The following is a 21,720-nucleotide window of genomic DNA, read 5'->3' as shown; positions in this document are numbered from 1 at the left end:
CAGCTGTTCGCCATGAAAAATCGCGACGGCACCCCCCTGCGGAAAATCTCCGGATGCCCGGACCGGGCGAGTTCGCTCATAACCTGCGGATCAGCGTCGAACACGTAGGCACATAGACCGGGCGCGGGACCGCCCATACCACCGCATTCCGGGCAGCCCCTGGGCCTGTCCGTGTCGAATTTCATGATCTTCGAACACTGGATTGATCATGCGTCAAATTTTGATTCCTTCCATGCCGTCGAGTTCGGGGATGTCCGATGGCGCGTTCGCCCTGTCCGCAGCGCAGCAGGGAATATGGTTCGCCCAGCAACTGGCCGGAGATATGCCGATCTCCATCGCGCAATTCGCCGAGCTCATCGGACCGGTCGATACCGAAATGGCGGCGAATGCGGGACGTCAGGCCGGCCGGGAATTCGGAACGGGATATGTGCGACTGATCGAGGCCGAAAATCGGTTGATTCAGGTAGTCGACACCACCCTGTACGAAGGCTATATTGTGCTGGACCTTCGTCACGAGAAGAATCCCGAGGCGGCCGCGTATGCGTGGATGCGTGCGGAATATTCCGCGCCGCTCGATCTGCTGGGTGACCGGCTGATTTCGTCGGCCCTGCTGCGTTTGTCGGACGAACGGTCTTTCTGGTATCTGCGCTTTCATCACATCGTGATCGACGGAATGGGCGCCCTGGCGATGGTGCAGCGCGCGGCCGAGCTGTACAACGCCGCGCTGCGCGAGGTCCCGGCGCCCCCGGCGACCGCCGACGATCTGGCGCGGATCGTCGAAGACGATGCGGCATATCGGGATTCGGACCGATTCCGCGCCGACCGGGAGTATTGGCGCGAGCACCTGGCCGGGATGGCCGATCCTGTCAGCCTCGCCGGCCGGGCCGCGGTCGCGGACGCACACCCGATCCTGGCCGGCGGCGAGCTGCCGCGCGAGACCGCGGAACTGATGCGCACGGTCGCGACCGCACAATCGTCGAGTGTCGCGCCCATCGTGGTCGCGGCGTTCGCGGCCTACCTGGGCACCATGACCGGTGCGACCGAGATCGTCCTGAGCCTGCCGGTCTCGGCACGGACCACGGCATCGATGCGGCGCTCGGGCGGCATGATCGCGAATGTGGTTCCGCTGCGGTTGCGGTTACGGCCCGACGCGACGGTGGGCGAGGTGATCGGCCTGACCCAGACCGAACTGACCGGCGCCCTGCGCCGCCAGCGGTACCGCCAGGAAGACATCATGCGCGACCTCGGGTGGCGCATGGACGAGATGGCCTCCTTCGGCCCCACGGTGAACCTCATCATGGCGGACACCCGGATCCAGCTCGGCCCGGTGACCGGGCGCCTGCACGTCTTGACCTCCGGGCCGATCGACGACCTTTTCGTCAACATCTATCCGGGCATCGGCGGCGAGAGCACCCATATCGACCTCCAGGCCAACCCCAACCTGTATCGCGACGACGAACTTCACGCCTACCGGTCGCAGTTCCTCGACTTCCTGCACCGATTCCTGGCCGCCGACGCCACTGCGCGGCTGGTGACCCTCGACGCGCTGTCCGATCTCGAGCGCTCGCTCGTGCTCCCCGCCCAGGGTGAAGCCGAGGAGACGCCCCGGACGTTCGCGGAGATTCTCGCGGCCGGAGCGGCCATGGATCCCGAATCGATCGCCCTCGTCGGAGCGGTCGATTCGGCCGCGGACGACACTGCGACGCACCGCAGCATGACCTATCGCGAGGTGGACGAGTATTCCAACCGCCTGGCCCGGGTACTCATCGCGCAGGGTGCCGGGCCCGGCCAGACGGTGGCGATCGCGATCCCGCGCTCGGTCGAGTCGGTGCTGGCGGTGTGGGCCGTGGCCAAGACGGGGGCGGCCTTCGTACCGATCGACCCGGCCGATCCGATCGACCGGATCGAGTACATGGTCGTCGACAGCGGGGCCACCGCGGGCCTGTCCGTGACCTCGGTACGGGACCGGCTGCCGGACCGCGTGCGGTGGTCGGCCGTCGACGAGCGACCCACCCAGGAGCGGATCGCGGCGAGTTCCTCCGCACCACTCGAGGATGCCGAACTGCTCGGCCCCCCGACCGTCGACGACCTCGCCTACATCATCTACACCTCCGGCTCCACCGGGCCGCCGAAGGGCGTCATGATTCCGCATCGGGGGCTCACGAGCGAGGTCGCGAGCTGCCGCGACGCACTCCGGGTGTCAGCCGATTCCGTTGTCGCGCACGTCGTTCCGCTGAGCTTCGACGTGTCGATCGAGGAATTGCTGGTCGCCTTCGCGACCGGTGCGAGGCTCGTGGTGATCCCGCCGTCGGCCTACGGCGGGCAGGACATGACCCGGCTGCTGCGCACCCATCACGTCACCCACCTCGATACGACCCCGGTGGTCGCCGCCACGCTCGACCCCGCCCAGCTGCCGGACCTGCGTGCCATCGCGGTCGGTGGTGACGTGTGCCCGCCCGAGCTCGTGGGCATGTGGTCCGGACGCCGGCTCGTGAACGCCTACGGAGCCACCGAGACGACCATCACCTCCACGTTCAGCGGCCCGCTGCGTACCGACCGGCCCATCACGATCGGCGGCCTGGTGCACGGCGCGACCGCGATGGTGCTGGATTCGTGGCTACGCCCCGTTCCCCTCGGCACCCTCGGCGAGCTGTACATCGGCGGCGCCGGGGTGGCCCGCGGATATCGTGATCGCCCCGCCCTGACGGCCGGCCGATTCGTCGCGGATCCACACGGCTCCGGCGCTCGCATGTACCGCACCGGCGACCTCGTGCGCTGGTCGGCCGAGGACGGTGCGTTGACGCTGAAATATGCGGGCAGGAACGACTTTCAGGTCAAACTCCGCGGCTTTCGGATCGACCTCGGCGAGATCGACGCGGCGCTGCGCCGGCAGGCCGACATCGACGACGCCGTCACCGTGGGGGTCGAGACGCGCGCGGGCGGCAACGCCCTGGTCTCATATGTCGCCGGAACGCCTGGCGCACAGGTGCATCCGGAGCGGCTGCGGGTGACGCTGGGCACCGTCCTGCCCGCGTACATGGTGCCGACCGTCATCACGGTGCTGGACGCCATCCCCTACACCCCGTCGGGCAAGGTGGACCGCGCCGCGCTGCCCGCAGTGGATTTCGAGGCGCTGACGACCACCGGGCGAGCGCCGTCGACCCCGCACGAGATCACGCTGGCGCCGCTGTTCGCCGAGGTGCTCGGGCTCGACTCGGTCGGCGTCGACGACAGCTTCTTCGCGCTGGGCGGTGACAGCATCGTGGCCATCGTGCTGCTGTCGCGGGCCCGGTCCGCGGGCCTGCAGATTTCAGCGCGGGATGTGTTCGAGCACAAGACAATTGCGGGACTGGCGGCGGTGGCGGTGGACGTCGACGGCCGCGGGCCCGAGGAGTTGCGGGGCGGCGGGGTCGGACCGATCGACCCGACCCCGGCGATGCGGGAGATGCTCGCCCCGGACGACCGCCACACATCGCTCGGCCAGGCCGTGCTCGTCGCTCTCCCGGCCGGAATCGACCGCGCACAGCTGGCGGCCGCCGTGCAGGCGGTGACTGATCACCACGACATCCTGCGGATGCGCCTGCACGGACAGGACGACGGATGGGCGGTGAGCGTGCGGCCGCGCGGTTCGGTCGATACCGACGCGTTGATCACCGTCGTGTCGGCGGTGGCGGACCTCGACGAGGTGTGCGAGCGCGAGGTACAGCGCGCGGCCGACCTGCTGGACCCCGCCGCGGGAGTGGTGGCGCGGTACGCGATCGTCGAACAGGACGACGGCCCGACGCTGCTGTGGATCGTGCTGCACCGCTGGGTAGTCGACGCGGCATCGTGGCGCATCCTGCTGTCCGACCTGGCCGCCGCATGCCGGAACCTCGGCGGGGCGAACGCCGGGCCCGCGCCACTGCCTCCGGTCGGCACGTCGTTCCGCTGCTGGGCCCGCAGGCTGACCGAGCGGACCGCAGAGCACATGATCGAACTGCCTGTGTGGCAAGGGATTCTGCAGACCGGTGCGGCGCGTGCTCACACCCTCGAGCTGGATCCGGACCTCGACACCCTCACGACCGCTGCGCGGCTGCATACGATGATCGGCCCGATTCCGACCTACACCCTGCTGCACACCGCCGCGGACCGATTCCATTGCGAGCCCGCGGATATCCTGCTGACCGCCCTGGCCATGGCCCAGGGCTCCCGGCGAATCCGCACGTGCGACGGCCGGACCGCGACGCTGGTGACGGTGCGGGGCGACGGCCGGGATCTCGACGCGGTGCCCGGCGCCGACCTGACCCGGACACTCGGATGGTTCGGATACGACTATCCGGTCGTGGTCGATCTCGCGGACATCGATCTCGACTCCGCATTCGCCGGTGGCGCGGCCGCCGGCGTCGCGATCAAGACGGTCAAGGAGCAGCTGCGCGCCGCGCCGGCCCGGGGCATCGGTTTCGGCCTGCTGCGGAATCCCGCGGTGGAGAACGGAATTCCGCTCGAGGCCGCACCCACTCCGCCGATCGGATTCAGCTACCTCGGCCGCGGCGTGACCGGCGACCTCGCCGACCACCCGGACGAACAGCCATGGCTGCCACGTCGTTTCGTGACCACGGGCGACGACCGCGCGCCGCTGTCGGCGGCCCTGGACATCACCGCCGCGGTGTGCAACACCGCCGACGGTACATCTCTCGCGGTGACGTGGACCTTCGCCACCCGGCTGGTGAATCGGGCGGATGTCGACGAGCTGGCCGAACTGTGGGAGTGCGCGATCATCGCGCTGGCCGATCACGCGCGATCGGCCGGCGCCGGCGGCCACACCCCCTCGGACTTCGAGCTCGCCCCGGTTCCGCAGGCGCAGATCGACAGGTGGGAGCCGGAATATCCGAATCTCGTCGATGTGTGGCCCCTGGCGCCGCTGCAGGAGGGGATGTTCTTCCAATCCCGGTACGACACCGAGGCTCCCGACGACTACCTGGTGCAGTCGCGGTTCACCCTCACCGGGCCGGTCGAGCACGACCGGCTGCGTGCCGCGGCGCGGGCGCTGGTCGCGCGCCACGACGCCCTGCGGACCGGATTCGTCGAAACGGCGCAGGGTCTGCGACAGGTGGTGCTCGCCGATGCCGACATCACCTTCCACGAACTCGATTTGACGGTCATCGCCGACCGGCGTCAGCGTGAACGCGAGCTCAACGAGGCGCTCGCGGCTGACGGCACTACAAGATTCGACCTGGCCCGGCCGCCGCTGCTGCGATTCATCCTGGCCCACACCGATACCGACACGTACATCCTGGTGATGACCAACCATCACATCGTGCTCGACGGCTGGTCGGGACCGCTACTGCTGCGCGAACTGCTGGTGCTGTACCGGAATTCGGCCGGGCCCTCGGCGTCGCCGGCCGCCGGGACGTACCGGCCGTTTCTGTCCTGGTTGGCCGAGCAGGATGAGGAGGCGTCCAAAGCGGCCTGGCAGCAGGCATTGTCGGGGCTGGAATCGCCGACCCACGTCGTCCCGGCACTGGTGAGCTCCCCGGACGACGGAAGCGACACTGTGTCGATCGATCTGCCGGCCGAGACCGTCACGGCCCTCGACGCCGCCGCGCGTGCGGCGGGGGCCACGGTGAACACCGTTGTCCAGGCGGGGTGGGCAATGGTCCTGGCACAGCTCACCGGGCGGACCGATGTCGTCTTCGGGGCCGCGGTATCGGTTCGGCCACCGCAACTTCCCGACGTGGAAGAGATGGTCGGGCTGATGATCAACACCGTCCCGGTGCACATCGGCCTGGACCCGCGCGAGCCGGTGACCGAGCTGCTGGCCCGCATTCACGCCGAGCAGGCCGCGGTGATGGACCACCGTCATGTCGGGCTCGCCGATATCCAGCGGTGGACCGGACAGCCCGGATTGTTCGACACCATGGTCGCTTTCGAGTCGTATCCGATCGACCTGGCGGCGCTGACGGGGGCGATCGAGGCGACCGGGATTCGGCTCACCGATGCCGTGACCATCGATGCGCCGCCATATCCGTTGACCCTCATGGTCGTTCCCGCGCCGGGTGAGGCGGGAACGATCGGCGGGATCCGGGTGACCCTGCGCGCCAGGACCGATCTCCCGGTGCGGCCCGACGTGCGCCAGCTGTGCGATCGCTTCGTCCGGACGCTCGGCCGGCTCACCGAAAACCCCTCGGCCCCGGTCACCGTCGCGGGATACTGCGAAGACGCCGATCTGCTTGCACGGCAGGGGCTCCCGTCCGTCTCGCCACTGCTGCTTCCGGACATTCTGGCCGCCGGTGCGGCGTTCGACCCCGACGCGATCGCGGTCGGATGCGGAGATGTCGCGCTGACCTATCGTCAGCTGGACGCCGACAGCAACCAGCTCGCCCGCATGCTGATCCGCCGCGGCGTCGGACCGGAGGTCTTCGTGGCGCTGGCGCTGCGGCGTTCGCCCGAATGGGTCCGTGCGGTGTGGGCGGTCGCCAAGGCGGGCGGGGCATTCGTGCCGGTGGACCCGAGCTATCCGGCCGAGCGGATCGACCACATGCTCACGGACTCGGCGGCGCGTGTCGGAATCACCCTGAGCGCCACCGGCCGGACCCTGCCGGACACGACCGACTGGTTGCGGCTGGACGACCCGGACATCATGCGCGAAACGCGCGCCTGCGCCCGCAAGCCGATCACCGACGCGGACCGCCGGACACCGCTGCGGATGGCCCACGCGGCGTATCTGATCTACACCTCGGGATCCACCGGGGCCCCGAAGGGCGTGATCACCACGCATCGGGGGCTCGCCGATCTGGCCGCGGCCGAACAGGAATCGCTCGGCCTCGACGCGACGGCGAGCGTGTTGCAGGTCGCCTCACCGAGTTTCGACGCCTCGGTGTTCGAGCTGCTGATGGCACACTCCTGCGGTGCGCGATTGATCGTGGCGCCACCGGATGTCTCCTCCGGGCCCGCGCTGACCCGGCTGCTGCGGACCGAGCGGGTGACGCACGCCGCGATGACCCCGTCGGTGGTGGAGACGCTGGAGCCGCCCGATACCGGCGATCTGCGGCTGCTCGCCGTGGCTGGTGAGCAGACCGAGCCCGAACTGGTGCGCCGATGGACCGCCGTCGTGCCTATGGTGAACCTCTACGGCCCCACCGAGTTCACCGTCTGGGCTACCGTGACCCCGCTGGCCGCGGGCGAGCACGTCACCATCGGCGGGCCGATCCGCGGCGCGGCGCTCACGGTTCTCGATCCGTGGCTGCGGCCGGTCCCCGCCGGTGTCGCGGGCGAGCTGTATCTCGCGGGTCCGGCGCTGGCACGCGGGTACCTCGATAGGCTCGGTCTGACCGCGAGCCGGTTCGTGGCCTGCCCCTTCGGCGGCCCGGGCGAACGAATGTACCGGACCGGTGACGTGGTGCGCTGGAGCGGCCGGGCCGACGGCGACTACACGCTGGAGTACCTGTACCGCAACGACACCCAGGTCAAGATCCGCGGCCAGCGGGTCGAACTCGACGAGATCGACGCCGTGCTCACGCGCGACGATCGGGTGAAATTCGCCGTCACCGTCGATCGGATCGGGCCGGCCGGAGGCACGGTGCTCGTGTCCTACGTCATTCCCGAAGCCGGAACGGAGCCCGACCTCGCGCGGCTGCGGGAGCGAGCGGTCGCGACGCTGCCCGCGCACTTCGTGCCCACGAATATCGTTGTACTCGACCGGATTCCGCTGACACCGGTCGGGAAGCTCGACCGTCACGCGCTGCCGGCGCCCGACTTCTCCGGCAACGGCCACCACTATCGGGCGTCGGGAACCGCCGAGGAGCACACGCTCGCAAGGATATTCGCGGACGTCCTGGGCCGCGAACGCATCGGTGTCGACGATTCCTTCTTCGAACTCGGGGGCGACTCCCTCATCGCAACGCGGGTCGTCGCGCGGATCAACCTCGAACTCGGCTCGGCCGCAACGGTACGGGACCTGTTCGACGCGCCGACAGTCGCGATGCTCGCCACCCATCTGGCCGCCGCCGACCGGGCTTCCGGTAGCCCCCTGCTCGTACCGCGGATTCGACCGGACCGGATCCCGCTCTCGCCCGCGCAGCAACGGATGTGGGCACTGAATCAGCTGGATCCGGTATCCGCCGCGTACAATATCGCGGTCGCGCTGCGGCTCACCGGCGAGCTGGATGTCGAAGCCCTGCAACGCGCCGTGGCCTATGTGATCGGACGGCACGAGAGCCTGCGCACCGTGTTCCCATCCGACGCGGAGGGGCCGCATCAGGTCGTGCTGCCCGCCGGTGCGGTGCCGCTCGACCTGACGATCGCCAACGTGGACGACGGTGCGCCGCTGCACCGGAGAATTTGCGAACTGGCATGGTCGGGCTTCGATCTCACCGAGGAACCCCCGCTGCGGGTGGGGGTGTACCGGATCGCCGGGACGGACCCGGCCGAGCATGTCGTCGTGCTCGTCGTGCACCACATCAGCGCGGACGGTGCGTCGACCGCCCCGCTCGCCGCCGACATCATGGCGGCCTACGTGGCCGGTCCCGAGGGCACGGACCGGCGTCCGCCCGCCGTGCAGTATCCCGATTACGCGCTATGGCAGCGCGAACTGCTGGGTGACGAAGCGGATCCGGAGTCGTTGGCGGCCCGCCAGATTCGATTCTGGAAACAGCGACTCGCCTCGCTCGCCGATGTGATGGAGCTGCCCGTCGATCGGCCCCGCCCCGCGGTGCCGTCCCTGCGCGGCGCGGACCTGGACTTCCGGGTCGATGCCGAATTGCACTCCATGCTGGTGAAATTCGCGCGGTCCGAGAAGATCACCATGTTCATGCTCGTGCACGCCGCGCTGGCCATCGTGCTGGCCCGGCTCGGCGCCGGCCGGGACGTGGTGATCGGCACCCCGGCGGCCGGGCGCGGTGCGGAATCGCTGGAGGACATGGTCGGCATGTTCGTCAATACGCTGGTGTTGCGCACGAACGTCGATCCCGATGTCTCGCTGCGCGACTTCCTCTCCCGCGTCCGGGAAGTGGACCTCGATGCGTTCACCAACGCCGATGTGCCCTTCGAGCGCATCGTGCAGGCGGTGAACCCGACCAGGTCGGTTGCCTATCATCCGCTCTTCCAGGTCCTGCTGTCGCTGCAGAACTTCGTCGAGCCGACGCTGGAGCTGCCCGGTGTCCAGCTGCAGGTGGAGGACATCGATCGCGGTTTGTCCCCCTTCGACCTGACTCTGGCACTGCGCGAGCGCTTTTCGGAGGCGGGCGAACCGGCGGGCATCACCGTGCGATTGAGCTTCGCCACCGACCTGTTCGACCTGCACACCGCCGAATCGTTGGCGGCGCGCTGGCAGCGGGTGCTGTCCACCTTCGTCGCCGACGCCTCGGTGGCCGTCGGGGACGCCGAGATACTGGACGAGAACGAGCGCGCCGCGGCCCTGGCGGTGGCGGGGCCCGAGGGCGGGCAGCCGGTGACGCTGCCCGCGGCGCTGACGGCGACGGCCGCGGCCTGGCCGAGGCGCCCGGCGGTGGTCTGCGACGGCGTCACGATGAGCTATCGCGATCTCGACACCGAGTCGAATCGGCTGGCCCGCAGACTGATCGGACACGGTATCGGTGCCGGATCCGTCGTCGTGCTGGCGCTGGCACGGTCCACCCGGCTGCTGGTCGCGCTGTGGGCGGTCACCAAGACCGGGGCGAGCTTCGTGCCGCTCGATCCGACCCAGCCGGCCGCCCGAATCGCGCACGTGCTCACCGATTCGGGCGCGGCGATCGGCCTGACCATCCGCGCCCATCGGGCGGCACTGCCGGACGACGTCGCCTGGCTCACGCTCGACGACAGCAACTGCGGCCGCCCCGAGCCGAGCGCCGCGCCGATCATCCCCGGCGAGCTGGTGCGGCCCATCCGGCCCGACAACACCGCCTGGATGATCTACACCTCGGGATCGACCGGAACGCCCAAGGGTGTCGCGGTAACCCATCGCGGTGTCGTCGATCTGATTGCCGCGCTGCGTGAGTCACTCGACCTGGACGAGACCGCACGGGTGCTGCAGGTGGCCTCGCCCGCCTTCGACGCCTCGCTGTTCGAGATGCTGTCCGGCTTCGGATCCGGTGGCGCCGTGGTGGTTTCACCACCGGATGTGTTCGGCGGCGCCGAGCTCGATGCGCTGCTGATCAGAGAACACGTCACCCATGTGTCGGTCACGCCGACCGTGCTGGCGACACTCGACCCGGCCGGGGCGCCGGACGTGCGGGTGCTCGTCGTCGGGGGTGAGCCGGTCGGCGCCGAACTGGTCGAGCAGTGGTCTGTGGGCCGCAGCGTGCTGAATGTCTACGGCCCCACGGAGTTCACGGTGTGGGCGACGATTTCCCGGCCGTTGACCGCGGGCGCGCCGATCACGATCGGCAGGCCGATCCGGGGAGCTGCCACGCTGGTCCTGGACGGGCGACTGGGCCCGGTGCCGCCGGGCGTGGTCGGGGAGCTGTATCTCGCGGGCCCCGCGCTCGCCCGCGGTTATCATCGCCGCCCGGGCTCGAGCGCCGGCCGATTCGTCGCCAATCCGTATGGCGCGCCCGGCGACCGGATGTACCGCACGGGAGATCTGGTGCGCTGGAAGGCGATTCCGTCCACCGACGACGACGCCGCGGTCCCGGAGCTGATCTATGCCGGGCGCGAGGACTTCCAGGTGAAGATCCACGGGCTGCGCATCGAGCTCGGCGAGATCGACGCCGCGCTCGGGCGCCTCGAGGGCGTCGCCTTCGCCGTCACCCTCGGCGTCGCCGGACCCGCGGGCTCTCCGGCGCTGGTGGCCTATGTCGTCGGTGAGCCCGGCGCCGAACTCGATCCGGGACGGCTGACCACGGCCGCGGTACAGATATTGCCCTCGTACATGGTTCCCACGGCCTTCGTCGTGATGGACGCGATCCCGCGCAACTCCGTCGGCAAGCTCGACCGCACCGCCCTGCCGAAGCCGGTGTTCGGGGCCGATGCCGCGGCCTACCGGGCGCCGAACACACCCGCCGAGGAGCGGCTCGCGGCGATCTTCGCCGAGGTCCTGGGCCTGGACCGGGTGTGCGCGGACGACTCGTTCTTCGCCCTCGGTGGGGACAGCATCATGGCCCTCAAGGTGATATCGCTGGCGAAGGCACAGGGCATGACGATCGCTCCGCTGCAGATCTTCGAGCACCGCACCGTGGCCGGGCTCGCCGCGGCGGTCCAGGACGCCACGGCATCGGGCCCGCCGATCCCGAGCACGCTGCCGCTGGATGTGCTGTTGCCGATTCGGACCGGCGGCGACGGATCACCGCTGTTCTGCATCCACCCGGCCTCCGGAACATCCTGGTGCTATTGGGGTTTGGCGGAGACACTACGGCCGGGCCGGCCGATCTACGGACTCCAGGCGCCCGAGCTGGGCGGGCTGGAACCACCGCGCTCTATCGACGAATACGCCGCCCGCTACGCCCGGGAGATCCGCAGCGTGCAGCCGAACGGCCCGTATCACCTGCTCGGCTGGTCGCTCGGTGGCATCATCGCCCACGCGGCGGCGGCCTGTCTGCAGGCGGCCGGGGAGGCGGTCGATCTGCTGGCCCTGCTCGACGCGTCGGGCACAGATGCCGATCCCGACGCCGCCGAAACCCTCACTGCCGGAGAGATCGTGCACACCTTCGGTTCGGTGTTCGGCATCGGCGACGTACCCATCGAGGCGACGGCCCAGGAGACGGCCGACCTGATCTGCGACCGGATCGGCGTACCCATCATCGACGAGGCCATCATCGAGCGAATCACCAACTCCTACAACAGCTCCGTGACCGGTGCCACCGGATACCAGCGACCACTCTTCGACGGCGACATGGTCTATTTCCATGCGACCGTGGACAGTCCGGAGGTCATGGGCCCGGACGGCTGGCGCCCGTATGTCTCCGGCACCATCACGACCTACGACGTGGAATCGACACACTGCGAGCTGACCACACCCCACGTACTGCCGATCATCGCGCGGGCACTGGACGAACACCTGGCAGGTGAAACCACCCCTCCGACATGACAACTGGATCCCCGCCCGCCGCCCGCCGAGTTGGAGGCATTCTCCAAGTGCGTGCGGGATAAGTGGCCGGCATGGTCCGCACCGACGGGGCAACGGTGGCAGCGGAATTGCCACCTTGCGACCGATCGACGGTCGCAAGGTGGCAATGCGTGAGGGGGACTCCCTACAGCAGTGGTGATCCCGGGGACGGGGTGAGTTGGGTGGTAGCCACCTCGACGATGGCGGTCGTGTCGAATCCCTCCATTTCGGCCCGTAGTTCGGGACTGGCCAAGTATCGCTCGGTGATCTCGGCCAGGTCCGCGTCCGCGGGGAACGACAGCAGCGCATACAGTTTCGGCTCTCCGGCGCTGTCGGTCCACAGGCCGTGGATACCGATGTCGAACTTCGGGAAGCTCGACAGATGCCGGGGGTAATGGATCGTCCGATACCGATCCAGCGCCTCCTCCGACGACAACGTGTACACCCGGAGCTGGTAATTCCGCATGATCAAATTCCTCTTCAACTGATGAATGCTTGTGTGCGCGAGCGGGGTTCAGACAGTCAGCAGCACTGCCGCATCGATCACCATCACCGCCGCGGTGGCGGCGTGCACACCGTAGGCGACCGCCTTGGGCCCACCACTGCGGAGCACGATCAGCGCATCCGCAATCGGAATGCAGGCCAGGGCGAGTACGACCCCACCGAGCAGCGTGGGGGTACCCGCGGCGAGCATCAGGAAGATGATCAACCCGGGAGCGGCGTCGCGAATGCCCTTGACTCGCAGCCAGTACAGGAATCCGGTGTCGTGGACGGGAGGGTTCGGGATGCCGAACCCGGCCATGCTCACCGGGTTCGTGATGAAACGTGCGCCCATGACGAACACGGCGACGCCGATGAGCGCGGCAAGCGCACTGCCGATGATGTTCTGCATGTGAATTCCCTTGTCGAATAGTTGGTTCGGGTTGTGGATGGTCGGTTCAGGCCGCGCGGACGCGACGGATGTGGCGGGCATAGCGGGGGCGGCCGACGATGTGCCAGACCCCGCGGACCGGTGCAGGCAGGACGGACAGCAGCGCGGCCCGCTCGGCCGGATTCGCCTCCTCCAGCACCAGACCGAAGAGCGTGAGCAGGGTGAGCTTGGGCGTGTTGGCCACCAGATGCTCGCCGAGCGAGCCCCACTCCTTCTCCGTGATGTGCTGGGCCGCAAGCGGAAGCAGCGTGGTCTCCTCGTCGTCGAGGTGTTCCAGCAGGACCGCCCGGTGATCGGCGAGGGCCGCCACCAGGGTGTCGCGCTCGTCCGCGCCCGCGCCCGCCGCCCACGCGGGTACCGCGGAGTCCAGCCGGGTCAGCGTCGCCGCGACCCGCTCGTGCTGTGCTTCCATGCGCAGGACGATCTCGGCCTCCAGGTCGACGCGGGCCAGCAGCGGCGGCCAGAGCAGCTCGTCCTCGCCCTCGTGGTGGTTCTTCAGTCCCAGCTGGTAGTCACGGAGGTGGTCGGCGATCACCGCCGCGCGCGCGGTGTCGCCGGGCGCGACCGCCGCCACGAGATCCACCAGCAACCGCGATTCGCGGCGGAAGGCACGGTGGACGATCACCATGTCCTGGGTGTTGACGGTCATCTGGTGCTGCCTTTCCTCGGTTCGAACGGTTGTTGTCGGTTCGATGGGTCGAGATTGCGCCCCAGCACTTGGAAGGCATTTGGAGCCGACTCGGAGCCCTGTCCACGGGTACGATCTGCGAGGTCATGGTCATGATTCGGGTATTGGGCTCGTTCGCGGCCGAGGTCGGCGGCGAGCCCGTGCCCCTCGGCGGACCGCGCCAGCGCGGCGTGCTCGCCCTGTTGGTGGCGGCGCGTGGTCAGGTCGTGCCGGTGGATCGGCTCGTCGAGGACCTGTGGCGGGGCGAGCCGCCGTCGCGTGCGCTGGCGTCGCTGCAGGCTTATGTGTCCAACCTGCGGCGCCTGCTGGAACCCGGCCGTCCGCCGCGGACCCCGGCCCGGCTGCTGATCAGCGCCTCGCCGGGATACGCGCTGCGGCTGCCGCCCGCGGCGGTGGACGCCTGGCGATTCGGGGAACTGCTCGACGAGGCCCGCGCGGCCGGCGATCCCCGCGCCGCCCGCGATCGGCTGGCCGAGGCGCTGGCGCTGTGGCAGGGACCCGCGTTCGCCGAGGTCGCCGACGAACCGTGGGCCGCCCCCGAGACCGCCCGGCTGAACGAGCTGCGCCTGGTCGCGCGCGAGCTGCACATTGCGGCGGGACTGCGGCTCGGCGACCCCGCGGCGGTGGTGCCCGAGGCCGAGGGCCTCACCCGCGACGACCCCCTGCGAGAGGCGGGCTGGCGGATGCTCGCGCTCGCGCTGTGGAGCAGCGGTCGTCAGGCCGATGCGCTGGCCGCGCTGCGCCGCGCCCGCGCCACCCTCGCCGACGAGCTGGGCCTGGATCCCGGCCCGGACCTGGTGGCCTTGGAGGAGGCGATCCTCACCCAGCGCACCGACCTGCTCCGCGCGGCCGTCCCGCCCGCGCCCACCGCCCGGCCTCCGGCAACCGCGCCGTCGGCCGAAATAGTCAGCGCGCCAACGTTTGTGGGGCGCGAGCGCGAGCTCGCGGCCCTGCTGGCCGCCGCCGGCACGATCACCACCGAGGCGCGGGTCGCGCTCGTCACCGGCGAGGCGGGGCTGGGCAAGTCGACGCTGCTGGAGCAGTTCCGCGCGCGCCTGGAACGCGACGGCTGGCTGGTGGCCGCCGGACGCTGTCCCGAGCAGGCGGGCGCACCACCCGCGTGGGCGTGGGTCGAGGCGCTGCGGCAGCTGGCCGCCCGAGTCGCGCCGGGGGAGTTCGCGCCGGACGTGGCACCGCTGCTGTCGGATTCCGCGCCCGTCGACGGCGATGCCGCGGCCGGGCGTTTCCGGCTGCGGCAGGCCGTGTGGAACTGGCTCGCCGCCGCGGCAGCCGACCGCCCGGTCGCCGTCATCCTGGACGACCTGCACTGGGCGGATACCGTCACGCTCGAGCTGCTCGGCGGCGGCATCGGCAGGCGGGCCCCGATTCTGGTGGTCGCGGCATACCGCGCGGACGAGAGCGAACGCCTCACCGAAACGCTCGGATCGCTGGCCCGCACCGCACCGCTGCGGCTGGACCTGGCCGGACTGAACGGCGAGGCCGTCGCGGAACTGGTGCGCGCCGAATGCGCGGCCGACGACGCGACCGTGGCCGGGATCGCCGAACGGACCGGTGGCAACCCCTTCTATGTGCGCGAGAGCGCGCGGCTGCTGAACGGTGAGGGCGCCCTGGTCGCACTCTCCGAGGTTCCGGCCGGTGTGCGGGATGTGCTGCGGCGCAGGCTCGCCCGGCTCCCGGAGCACGGGGTCGCGGTATTGCGGCTGGCGGCGGTGGCGGGCCGCGAGAGCTCGGTAGACGTGCTCGTACGGGCCGCCGATACCGACGAGGACAGCGTGCTGGACGCGCTGGACGCCGGCGTGATCGCCGGGCTCCTGGACGAGCCGGGCCCGGGGCGGGTCCGGTTCGTGCACGCGCTGGTCCAGGACACCCTGGTCACCGACGTCAGCAGGTTGCGGACCACCAGGATGCACGCCCGGATCGCCGCGGCGCTCGAGGGCAGTAGCGATGTCGCGGCCCTGGCCCACCACTACGCGCGGGCCGGGTCACCGAAGGCCGTCGGCTATTGCGTGCGGGCCGCCGAGCTGGCCGAGGCGCGCTACGCCCACGACGTCGCGGCCGCCCTGCTCACCGACGCCGTCGCCAATTCGAGCGACCCGGATGAGCGGGCCGACCTGCTCGGCCGACTGCTGCGCGCGCAGGTCAGGGCCGGGGCCGTAGCCGCGGCCCGGGACACCCGCGCACGGGCCGTGGCACACGCCGAGTCGATCGGCCGCGACGACCTGTTGATCGCCGCGTTCACCGCCTGGACCGAGCCCACCCCCTGGCAGGCCCGCACCTACGGCACGGTCGACCGTCCCATCGTCGAGCGCGTCAGCCGCCTGCTCGAGCGGACCGGCCTCGCCCCCAACGTACGCGCGCACCTCCTCATCGCCTACGCCCACGAGCTGGTCGGCGAGGAGGATCCGACCGTCGTCCCAGCGGCACAGGAAGCGGTCGATCTCGCCACCGCCCCCCGCCTCCGGGCCGCGGCGCTGCTGATCCTCGCCCGCGGTACCGGGCGGGAGGAGTACTCCCGCGAACTCGTCCGGTTGGGCGTCGAACACGACCTACCGGTCTATCGCGTGACCGGGCTGTTCAACCTGGCCGCCAACGCCGCCGCGGCCAACGACCCGTCGACCATGCGCCGCGTGACCCAGGAGGCGCTCGACCTCGCCCGCGCCTATCGAATGCCGGAGGCGATCGGCGCCGCCGAGATCGCGCTGGCGACACTGGTGCTCATCGAGGGCCGGTTCGCCGATGCCGAGCGCCTCTACATCGAGGCCACCGAGCGCATGGGACGCGCCGGATCGGTGCACGCCGCGGGCTTCCTGCCCCTCGCCCTGGCGGCGACCTGGCTGAACGACGGCACGCTCGGTGACCACCTGAACGACGTGCGATCCCTGCACGAGACGCTCGGCCCGATGGTCGCCGACCTGCTCGCGCTCGCCCTGCACGCCGCGGGCCACATCGACGAGGCCCGGCGGGCTCGCCGATCGCCGGCCCCGATCCGCCCCGACTTCTTCTTCACCTTCCTGACCAGCCTGCGCGCGCTGGCGATCGTCGCGCTGCACGACCGCGCCGCCGCCGCGGCCATCTACCTGGAACTACTCCCCCACCGCGCCGGTCCCCCCGCCGGTGCGGAGAGCGTGGCCCTGGCCCTGCGCCCGGTCGCCCACACCCTCGGCGAACTCGCCCTGCTGCTGGGCCGCGACGACGACGCGGCCGCCCACTTCACCAAGGCCGCCGACATAGCCGACCACTGGAACGCCCCACACTGGTCCGCCGACGCCCGCGCCCGCGTCGCTCGCATCCGCGGCATCCCCGTCGTCTAGACCCGCGCAACGATTGAATCCCGCCGCGTCGACTCACCGCGGCCGTCCCGCGGCGGGCACCACCGTGCGTGAGGACGCGATGCCGAGCACAATTCAGCGATGCTCGGGTGAGTGAGCGCCGTTGGCGCCCAAGCAAAGACGACCGTGAACAGCTTCCGCACCGAAGGATGGGCACGGCTCGGTGAAGGTACTTCGTCAGGCATGCATGATCTGTGCGCGGTATCGATTGTTACTTCGTTGGAAGCGGCCCTCGGCGGAACATACAAGGGTGCTTCCAGCGGCCGTGATCCGGTGGTCGTGGGGAGCAGGCGGCCAAATTATCCGGCCGATGGGGTCTATGCGGCCAATCGCCGGGCTGTCCATTGGGTGAAACTACGAGGGCGGTCCGACCTGAAGCGGGGTTAAGTAGCTGTACGTAATTTTACGGTGGCACGCGGTTGGCGGGGATGCGAGCCTTGCAGCGCGAAAGGTTATCGATGAATCGAGCCGGCGAGCCGGAGACGACACGGTCATGGCCTTTCCTCTGTCTACCGACAATGGCGTCGGCATGGTCGCCGAAGATGTCGACCAGCAGGTGGAGGATGGCCGGACCCCGCGGTCGCGAGGGCTCGGGGCGCAGAGGGTAACGGATGAATTCTGCGGCGTGGTTTCCGCGCGACGGTGATGTTCACCTGCGAATATGGATTGATGGCGTGGTCTTCGACTACAGGGCCACCGTTGTCGCGGCGCGCAATCTCCTGCACGACTGGGCGCGGAAGCGGTGGTACTCGATCGAGCTGATCCGGGATGCCGTGGACGACGTGGGTTCGCTTCGGCGCCTACCGTGTGAGCGCCTGTACCAGGGGCCATAAGAGGCCAGTGTTTACGGGCCACGCCGCAGTAGTGGTCTCTGTCCTGCGAGCCCGCGCGGGCCGATCCATCAACGGCGAGCAATGCCTTGCCGATCGTCGAGGAACGAGCGGGAAGACGCCCGGCTCATCCCATCGTGGCGGTCGTCGGCACAAGGCCAAGATCGCGACACCGCATGGGCCGGGGCACAGGACCTGCGGCGGCCGGGCCGACCGGCCGCCGCGGCAGTCCGGTCTCAGCCAGCTGCGGCCAGACGGCGGATGGCCAGCTCCGCATACAGCGCGGCGCCGTCGGCCAGTACCGTTTCGTTGAATTCGGCCAGCGGGGAGTGGTTGGCCGGGGCACGCTCGGGATCGGCGCCGTCGGCGACCGCGCCGAGCATGAGCATCGCGCCCGGCACCTCTCCGAGCACCCGCGAGAAGTCCTCCGATCCCGCGCCTGGCTGCGGCTGCCAGGCCAGCCGCTCGGCGCCGTGCAGCTCGGCCACGGCCGCCGCGGCGAACTCGGTTTCGCGGTCATCGTTGACGGTCACCGGATACAGCTCGGCATAGTCGATGTCGACCGCCAGGCCGTGAGCCTCGGCTAGGCCCCGCACGGTACGGATGAACCCGTCCTTCACCCGAGCGTGTGTTTCGGGCGAGTAGGACCGCACGGTCGCCTCGAAGTAGGCCTCATCCGGAATAACGTTGTTCTGAGTGCCGGCATGCAGCGATCCGACTGTGATGACTGCCGGATCGTGGATGTCCACGCGCCGGGTCACGAGGGTCTGCAGCGCCAGTACCATGGCGCAGGCGGCGGGAATCGGGTCCAGAGCAAGGTGTGGCATCGATCCGTGCCCACCCGCTCCGTGCACGGTCACCCGCACGGTGTCCGAGGCCGACAGCACCGGGCCCCGGCGGGTGGCGAACACCCCGGTCGGCACCCGATTGCTGGTCACGTGCAGAGCGTAAGCGGCGACGGGTCGCTCGCCGGCGGCGTCGAGCACACCCTCGGTGATCATGTGACTCGCGCCGTCGTAGCCTTCCTCGCCGGGCTGGAACATGAACACCACATTCCCGGCCAGCTGCTCGGCGCGCCCGCTGAGCAGCTGTGCGGCACCGGCCAGCATCGTGGTGTGCAGGTCGTGACCGCACGCGTGCATCCGGTCGGTGGCGGCCTCGAAACCCAGCCCGGTGCGCTCGGTCACCGGCAGCGCGTCCATATCGCCGCGCAGCAGCACCGCGGGTCCCGGCCGGGCCCCGCGCAGCACCGCGGTCACCGACGAAACCGACTGTCCCGGGACGATTTCCAGGGGAAGGCCCGCCAGCGCGGTGAGGACTTTTTCCTGCGTTCTCGGCAGCTGCAATCCCAGTTCGGGTTCCCGGTGCAGGGCCCGGCGCAGCTGGACAAGATCGTCCTGCATCGCGGCGGCATCCTCACGGATGGACATCGGCGTTCTCCTTCTTCATGGTTTCGGTGAACAGACGGACCTTGGTCACGGTGTAGCTGCCGGCGAGCATCGCCAGCGCGGTCGCGAAGACGTAGATCGGAATTCCTGCGCCCAGGTGAGCACTCTGCAACGCCTCGGCGATCATCGGGAACGTGCCGCCGAACACGGCGATGGTGGCGGTGGAGACGACGCCTGCGCCCAGCGCGCGGACGTCGGCCGGCATCAGCAATGCCCCGAACACGTTGGCGAGCGCGCAGAAGGTGGCGGCACCCACTCCCAGCACGAGGGCGGCGACCTGGAACGGGATCACGCCGTGCGCCATGCCGAAACTAGCCGGTAGCACGGAGATCACGCTGAATGCGGATCCGATGCGCATGACCCGCAGCAATCCGAATCGATCGGCGAGCGCCCCCACGACCAGCATGACCACGAGCACGACCACCAGCACGACGGTCATGAAGGAGGTGGCTGCGGCGGTCTTGGCGGCGTGCACATTGGCCGCGTACTTCGGCAGGTAGACCAGCGCGAAGTAGTAGGAGACCGTGCCGCCGAGGGAGGTCAGGAAGATGGTGAGCACCGCCATCGGATGGTCGTGGAACACCCGGATCAGTGGCGGCCGGGTGTTCGTCACCGCGGGCTTGCCGTGCTCGAAGTGGCCGCTCTCCGGCGCGAACGAGCGAATCCCCAGGGCCAGCAGGCCGAGCAAGCCGCCGGCCGCGAAACCCCACCGCCAAGCGCCGTGGTGTAACGCGTCGTCGCCCAGGATCGCGGTCAGCACGGCCACCGTGCCGTAGACCAGCAGCGAACCGACCATGATGCCGCCGTAGGACACCGCGCTGAACAGGTAGCGGCGGCGCGGCGGCGCGGTCTCGGCGACGTAGGCCGCCACGGTCGGGCCCTCGCCGCCGTAGGCCACGCCCTGCACAATGCGCAGGGCGACCACGGCCACTGCGGCCCATGCACCGATCCGATGTGCCGTGGGCAGCAGCGCGATGGCGAAGCTGGCCACGGAGATGATCGACATGCACAGCAGCAGGTTGAAGCGGCGGCCGCGCCGGTCGCTGATCGGCCCGAAAATGATACTTCCGAGCGGGCGGGCGAGGAATCCGATGGCGAATCCGCCGTAGGCGGCGATCATCGAGGCCAGCGAGTTGGAGCCGAACAGGTCCTTGGCGAAGAACGCCGCGAACACCACATAAACGCTCCAGTCGAAGGATTCGACCACGGCGCCGATGGTGGCGGCGGCGAGTTCACGCCCGTGCAGCGCGATCCTCCGACGGGGGATGGATCGGACCCCGATGGATCCGTCCGCGACCAAATCTGCCATTACCTTGGCTCCTTCCTGGCCGGCCGACAGCACTGTGTGCAGATCGAAGAGATTGCGCGGAAGGCTATAGTCGGATTCACATGTGTTGGTGAATCTTCAGAAACCGATCTATCTGAAGGACAGAATGCAGGATTCGGTCGAGCTCGATGAGCTGGAGCTGCAATTGATCAATGCGCTGCAGATTAACCCGCGCGTGCCGTGGACTGTGGCCGGCAGCGTGCTCGGCGTCGACCCGGTCACCGCCGCACGGCGCTGGGATCGGCTGACCGGCGCTGGATTGGCGTGGATTTCGGTGTATCGGGCGCCGACGCTGCGGCCGTTCGTCGGCGCGTGCATCCAAGTGCAGTGCGCGGCAGGCAAGGCCAACGCCGTGGCCGACCAGCTGTGCGGCGATCATCGGGTCGGCACCGTCGAGCACATCACCGGCGACGGCGATCTGCAGCTGACCGTGTTCGTTCCCAGCCTTTCCGAGCTGTCGTCCTATGTGCTGACCTCGCTGGGCGCCATTCGCGGCGTGCGGGACTGCCGGACTCATGTGATGACCTCGATCCACACCGAAGGCAGCCGCTGGCAGTTGCGTGCGCTGACCGCCAGCCAGCGGGACCGGATCGCGGCCACCCGGCCCGAACCCGACGGCCGGCCGGACGAGTCGCTCGCAACGCCGGATCGGGCGCTGCTCACGGCGCTGGAACTCGACGGACGGGCCACCTTCGCCGTGCTTGCCGCGCGCACCGGTATCAGCGGGTCCACCGCCCGCCGCCGGGTGAATTCGCTGCTGGCCACCCGCCGCATCGTATTGAGATGCGAAGTGGCTCAACCACTGTCGGGCTGGCCGGTGAGCGCGTCGCTGTGGTGCCGGGTGGCGCCGAGCGACCTCGACCGGGTCGTCGCCCTCCTGGCGCAGCTGCCCGAGACCAGGTTGTGCGCGACGGTGACCGGCGGGCGGGCGAATCTGCTGCTCGCGGTCTGGTTGCGCGCGACGGGCGACATCCACCGGCTCGAGGCCGCGCTGTCCGAGCGGGTGCCGGAGCTGGACGTGCTCGATGTCGCACTGGCGTTACGGCACGTCAAACGGCTGGGGCGGCTGCTGGACGAGCACGGCCGGGCCACCGGGGTCGTCCCGCTGTCGTTGTGACCGCGCTGCC

8 protein-coding genes are annotated in these 21,720 nt (G+C 69.7%); 3 read left to right on the top strand and 5 right to left on the bottom strand.

Features of this window, described 5'->3' with window-relative positions:
- Positions 1-250 precede the first annotated feature (250 nt).
- Complete coding sequence (locus KO481_RS18880) at positions 251-12,001, top strand: non-ribosomal peptide synthetase (RefSeq protein WP_245401170.1); 11,751 nt, start codon at positions 251-253, stop codon at positions 11,999-12,001.
- Positions 12,002-12,164: 163 nt separating this feature from the next.
- Here the strand turns inward: KO481_RS18880 and KO481_RS18875 are convergent, their stop codons facing one another.
- From KO481_RS18875 to KO481_RS18865, 3 genes are read right to left on the bottom strand one after another with little or no spacing between them, the layout of a single operon-like run.
- Positions 12,165-12,485, bottom strand: a complete 321-nt coding sequence (locus KO481_RS18875; protein WP_215918514.1) for an NIPSNAP family protein — start codon at positions 12,483-12,485, stop codon at positions 12,165-12,167.
- A 48-nt stretch (positions 12,486-12,533) separates the two neighbouring features.
- Positions 12,534-12,911, bottom strand: a complete 378-nt coding sequence (locus KO481_RS18870) for a DUF4267 domain-containing protein (RefSeq protein ID WP_215918513.1) — start codon at positions 12,909-12,911, stop codon at positions 12,534-12,536.
- A 46-nt stretch (positions 12,912-12,957) separates the two neighbouring features.
- Positions 12,958-13,599 carry a hemerythrin domain-containing protein gene (locus KO481_RS18865; RefSeq protein ID WP_215918512.1) on the bottom strand — a complete coding sequence of 214 codons (642 nt, stop codon included), beginning with the start codon at positions 13,597-13,599 and terminating at the stop codon, positions 12,958-12,960.
- A gap of 131 nt (positions 13,600-13,730) precedes the next feature.
- On the opposite strand from KO481_RS18865, the gene KO481_RS18860 reads away from it, so the two are divergent.
- Entirely contained in the window at positions 13,731-16,970 is a 3,240-nt protein-coding gene (locus KO481_RS18860) for an ATP-binding protein (RefSeq protein WP_245401169.1), read from the top strand.
- A gap of 1,084 nt (positions 16,971-18,054) precedes the next feature.
- On the opposite strand, the gene KO481_RS18855 is transcribed toward KO481_RS18860, so the two are convergent.
- Both KO481_RS18855 and KO481_RS18850 read right to left on the bottom strand, forming a co-directional pair.
- The gene (locus KO481_RS18855) at positions 18,055-19,248 is read right to left on the bottom strand and encodes a M20 metallopeptidase family protein (protein WP_215918510.1); all 1,194 of its coding nucleotides are present in this window, start codon (positions 19,246-19,248) and stop codon (positions 18,055-18,057) included.
- Positions 19,235-20,575, bottom strand: coding sequence for an MFS transporter (locus KO481_RS18850; RefSeq protein ID WP_215918509.1), 1,341 nt, complete (start codon positions 20,573-20,575; stop codon positions 19,235-19,237). Before KO481_RS18850 ends, KO481_RS18855 begins: the two co-directional genes overlap by 14 nt.
- A gap of 88 nt (positions 20,576-20,663) precedes the next feature.
- Here KO481_RS18850 and KO481_RS18845 point away from each other — a divergent pair, with 88 nt between their 5' ends.
- Positions 20,664-21,710, top strand: coding sequence for an Lrp/AsnC family transcriptional regulator (locus KO481_RS18845; protein WP_215918508.1), 1,047 nt, complete (start codon positions 20,664-20,666; stop codon positions 21,708-21,710).
- Positions 21,711-21,720: the final 10 nt, after the last annotated feature.

The organism is Nocardia albiluteola (assembly GCF_018860155.1).
In the GTDB taxonomy this organism is placed as follows: Bacteria; Actinomycetota; Actinomycetes; order Mycobacteriales; family Mycobacteriaceae; genus Nocardia; species Nocardia albiluteola.
The sequence above is the reverse complement of the archived record's forward strand: the minus strand, read 5'-3'. Positions and strand labels throughout refer to the sequence as shown.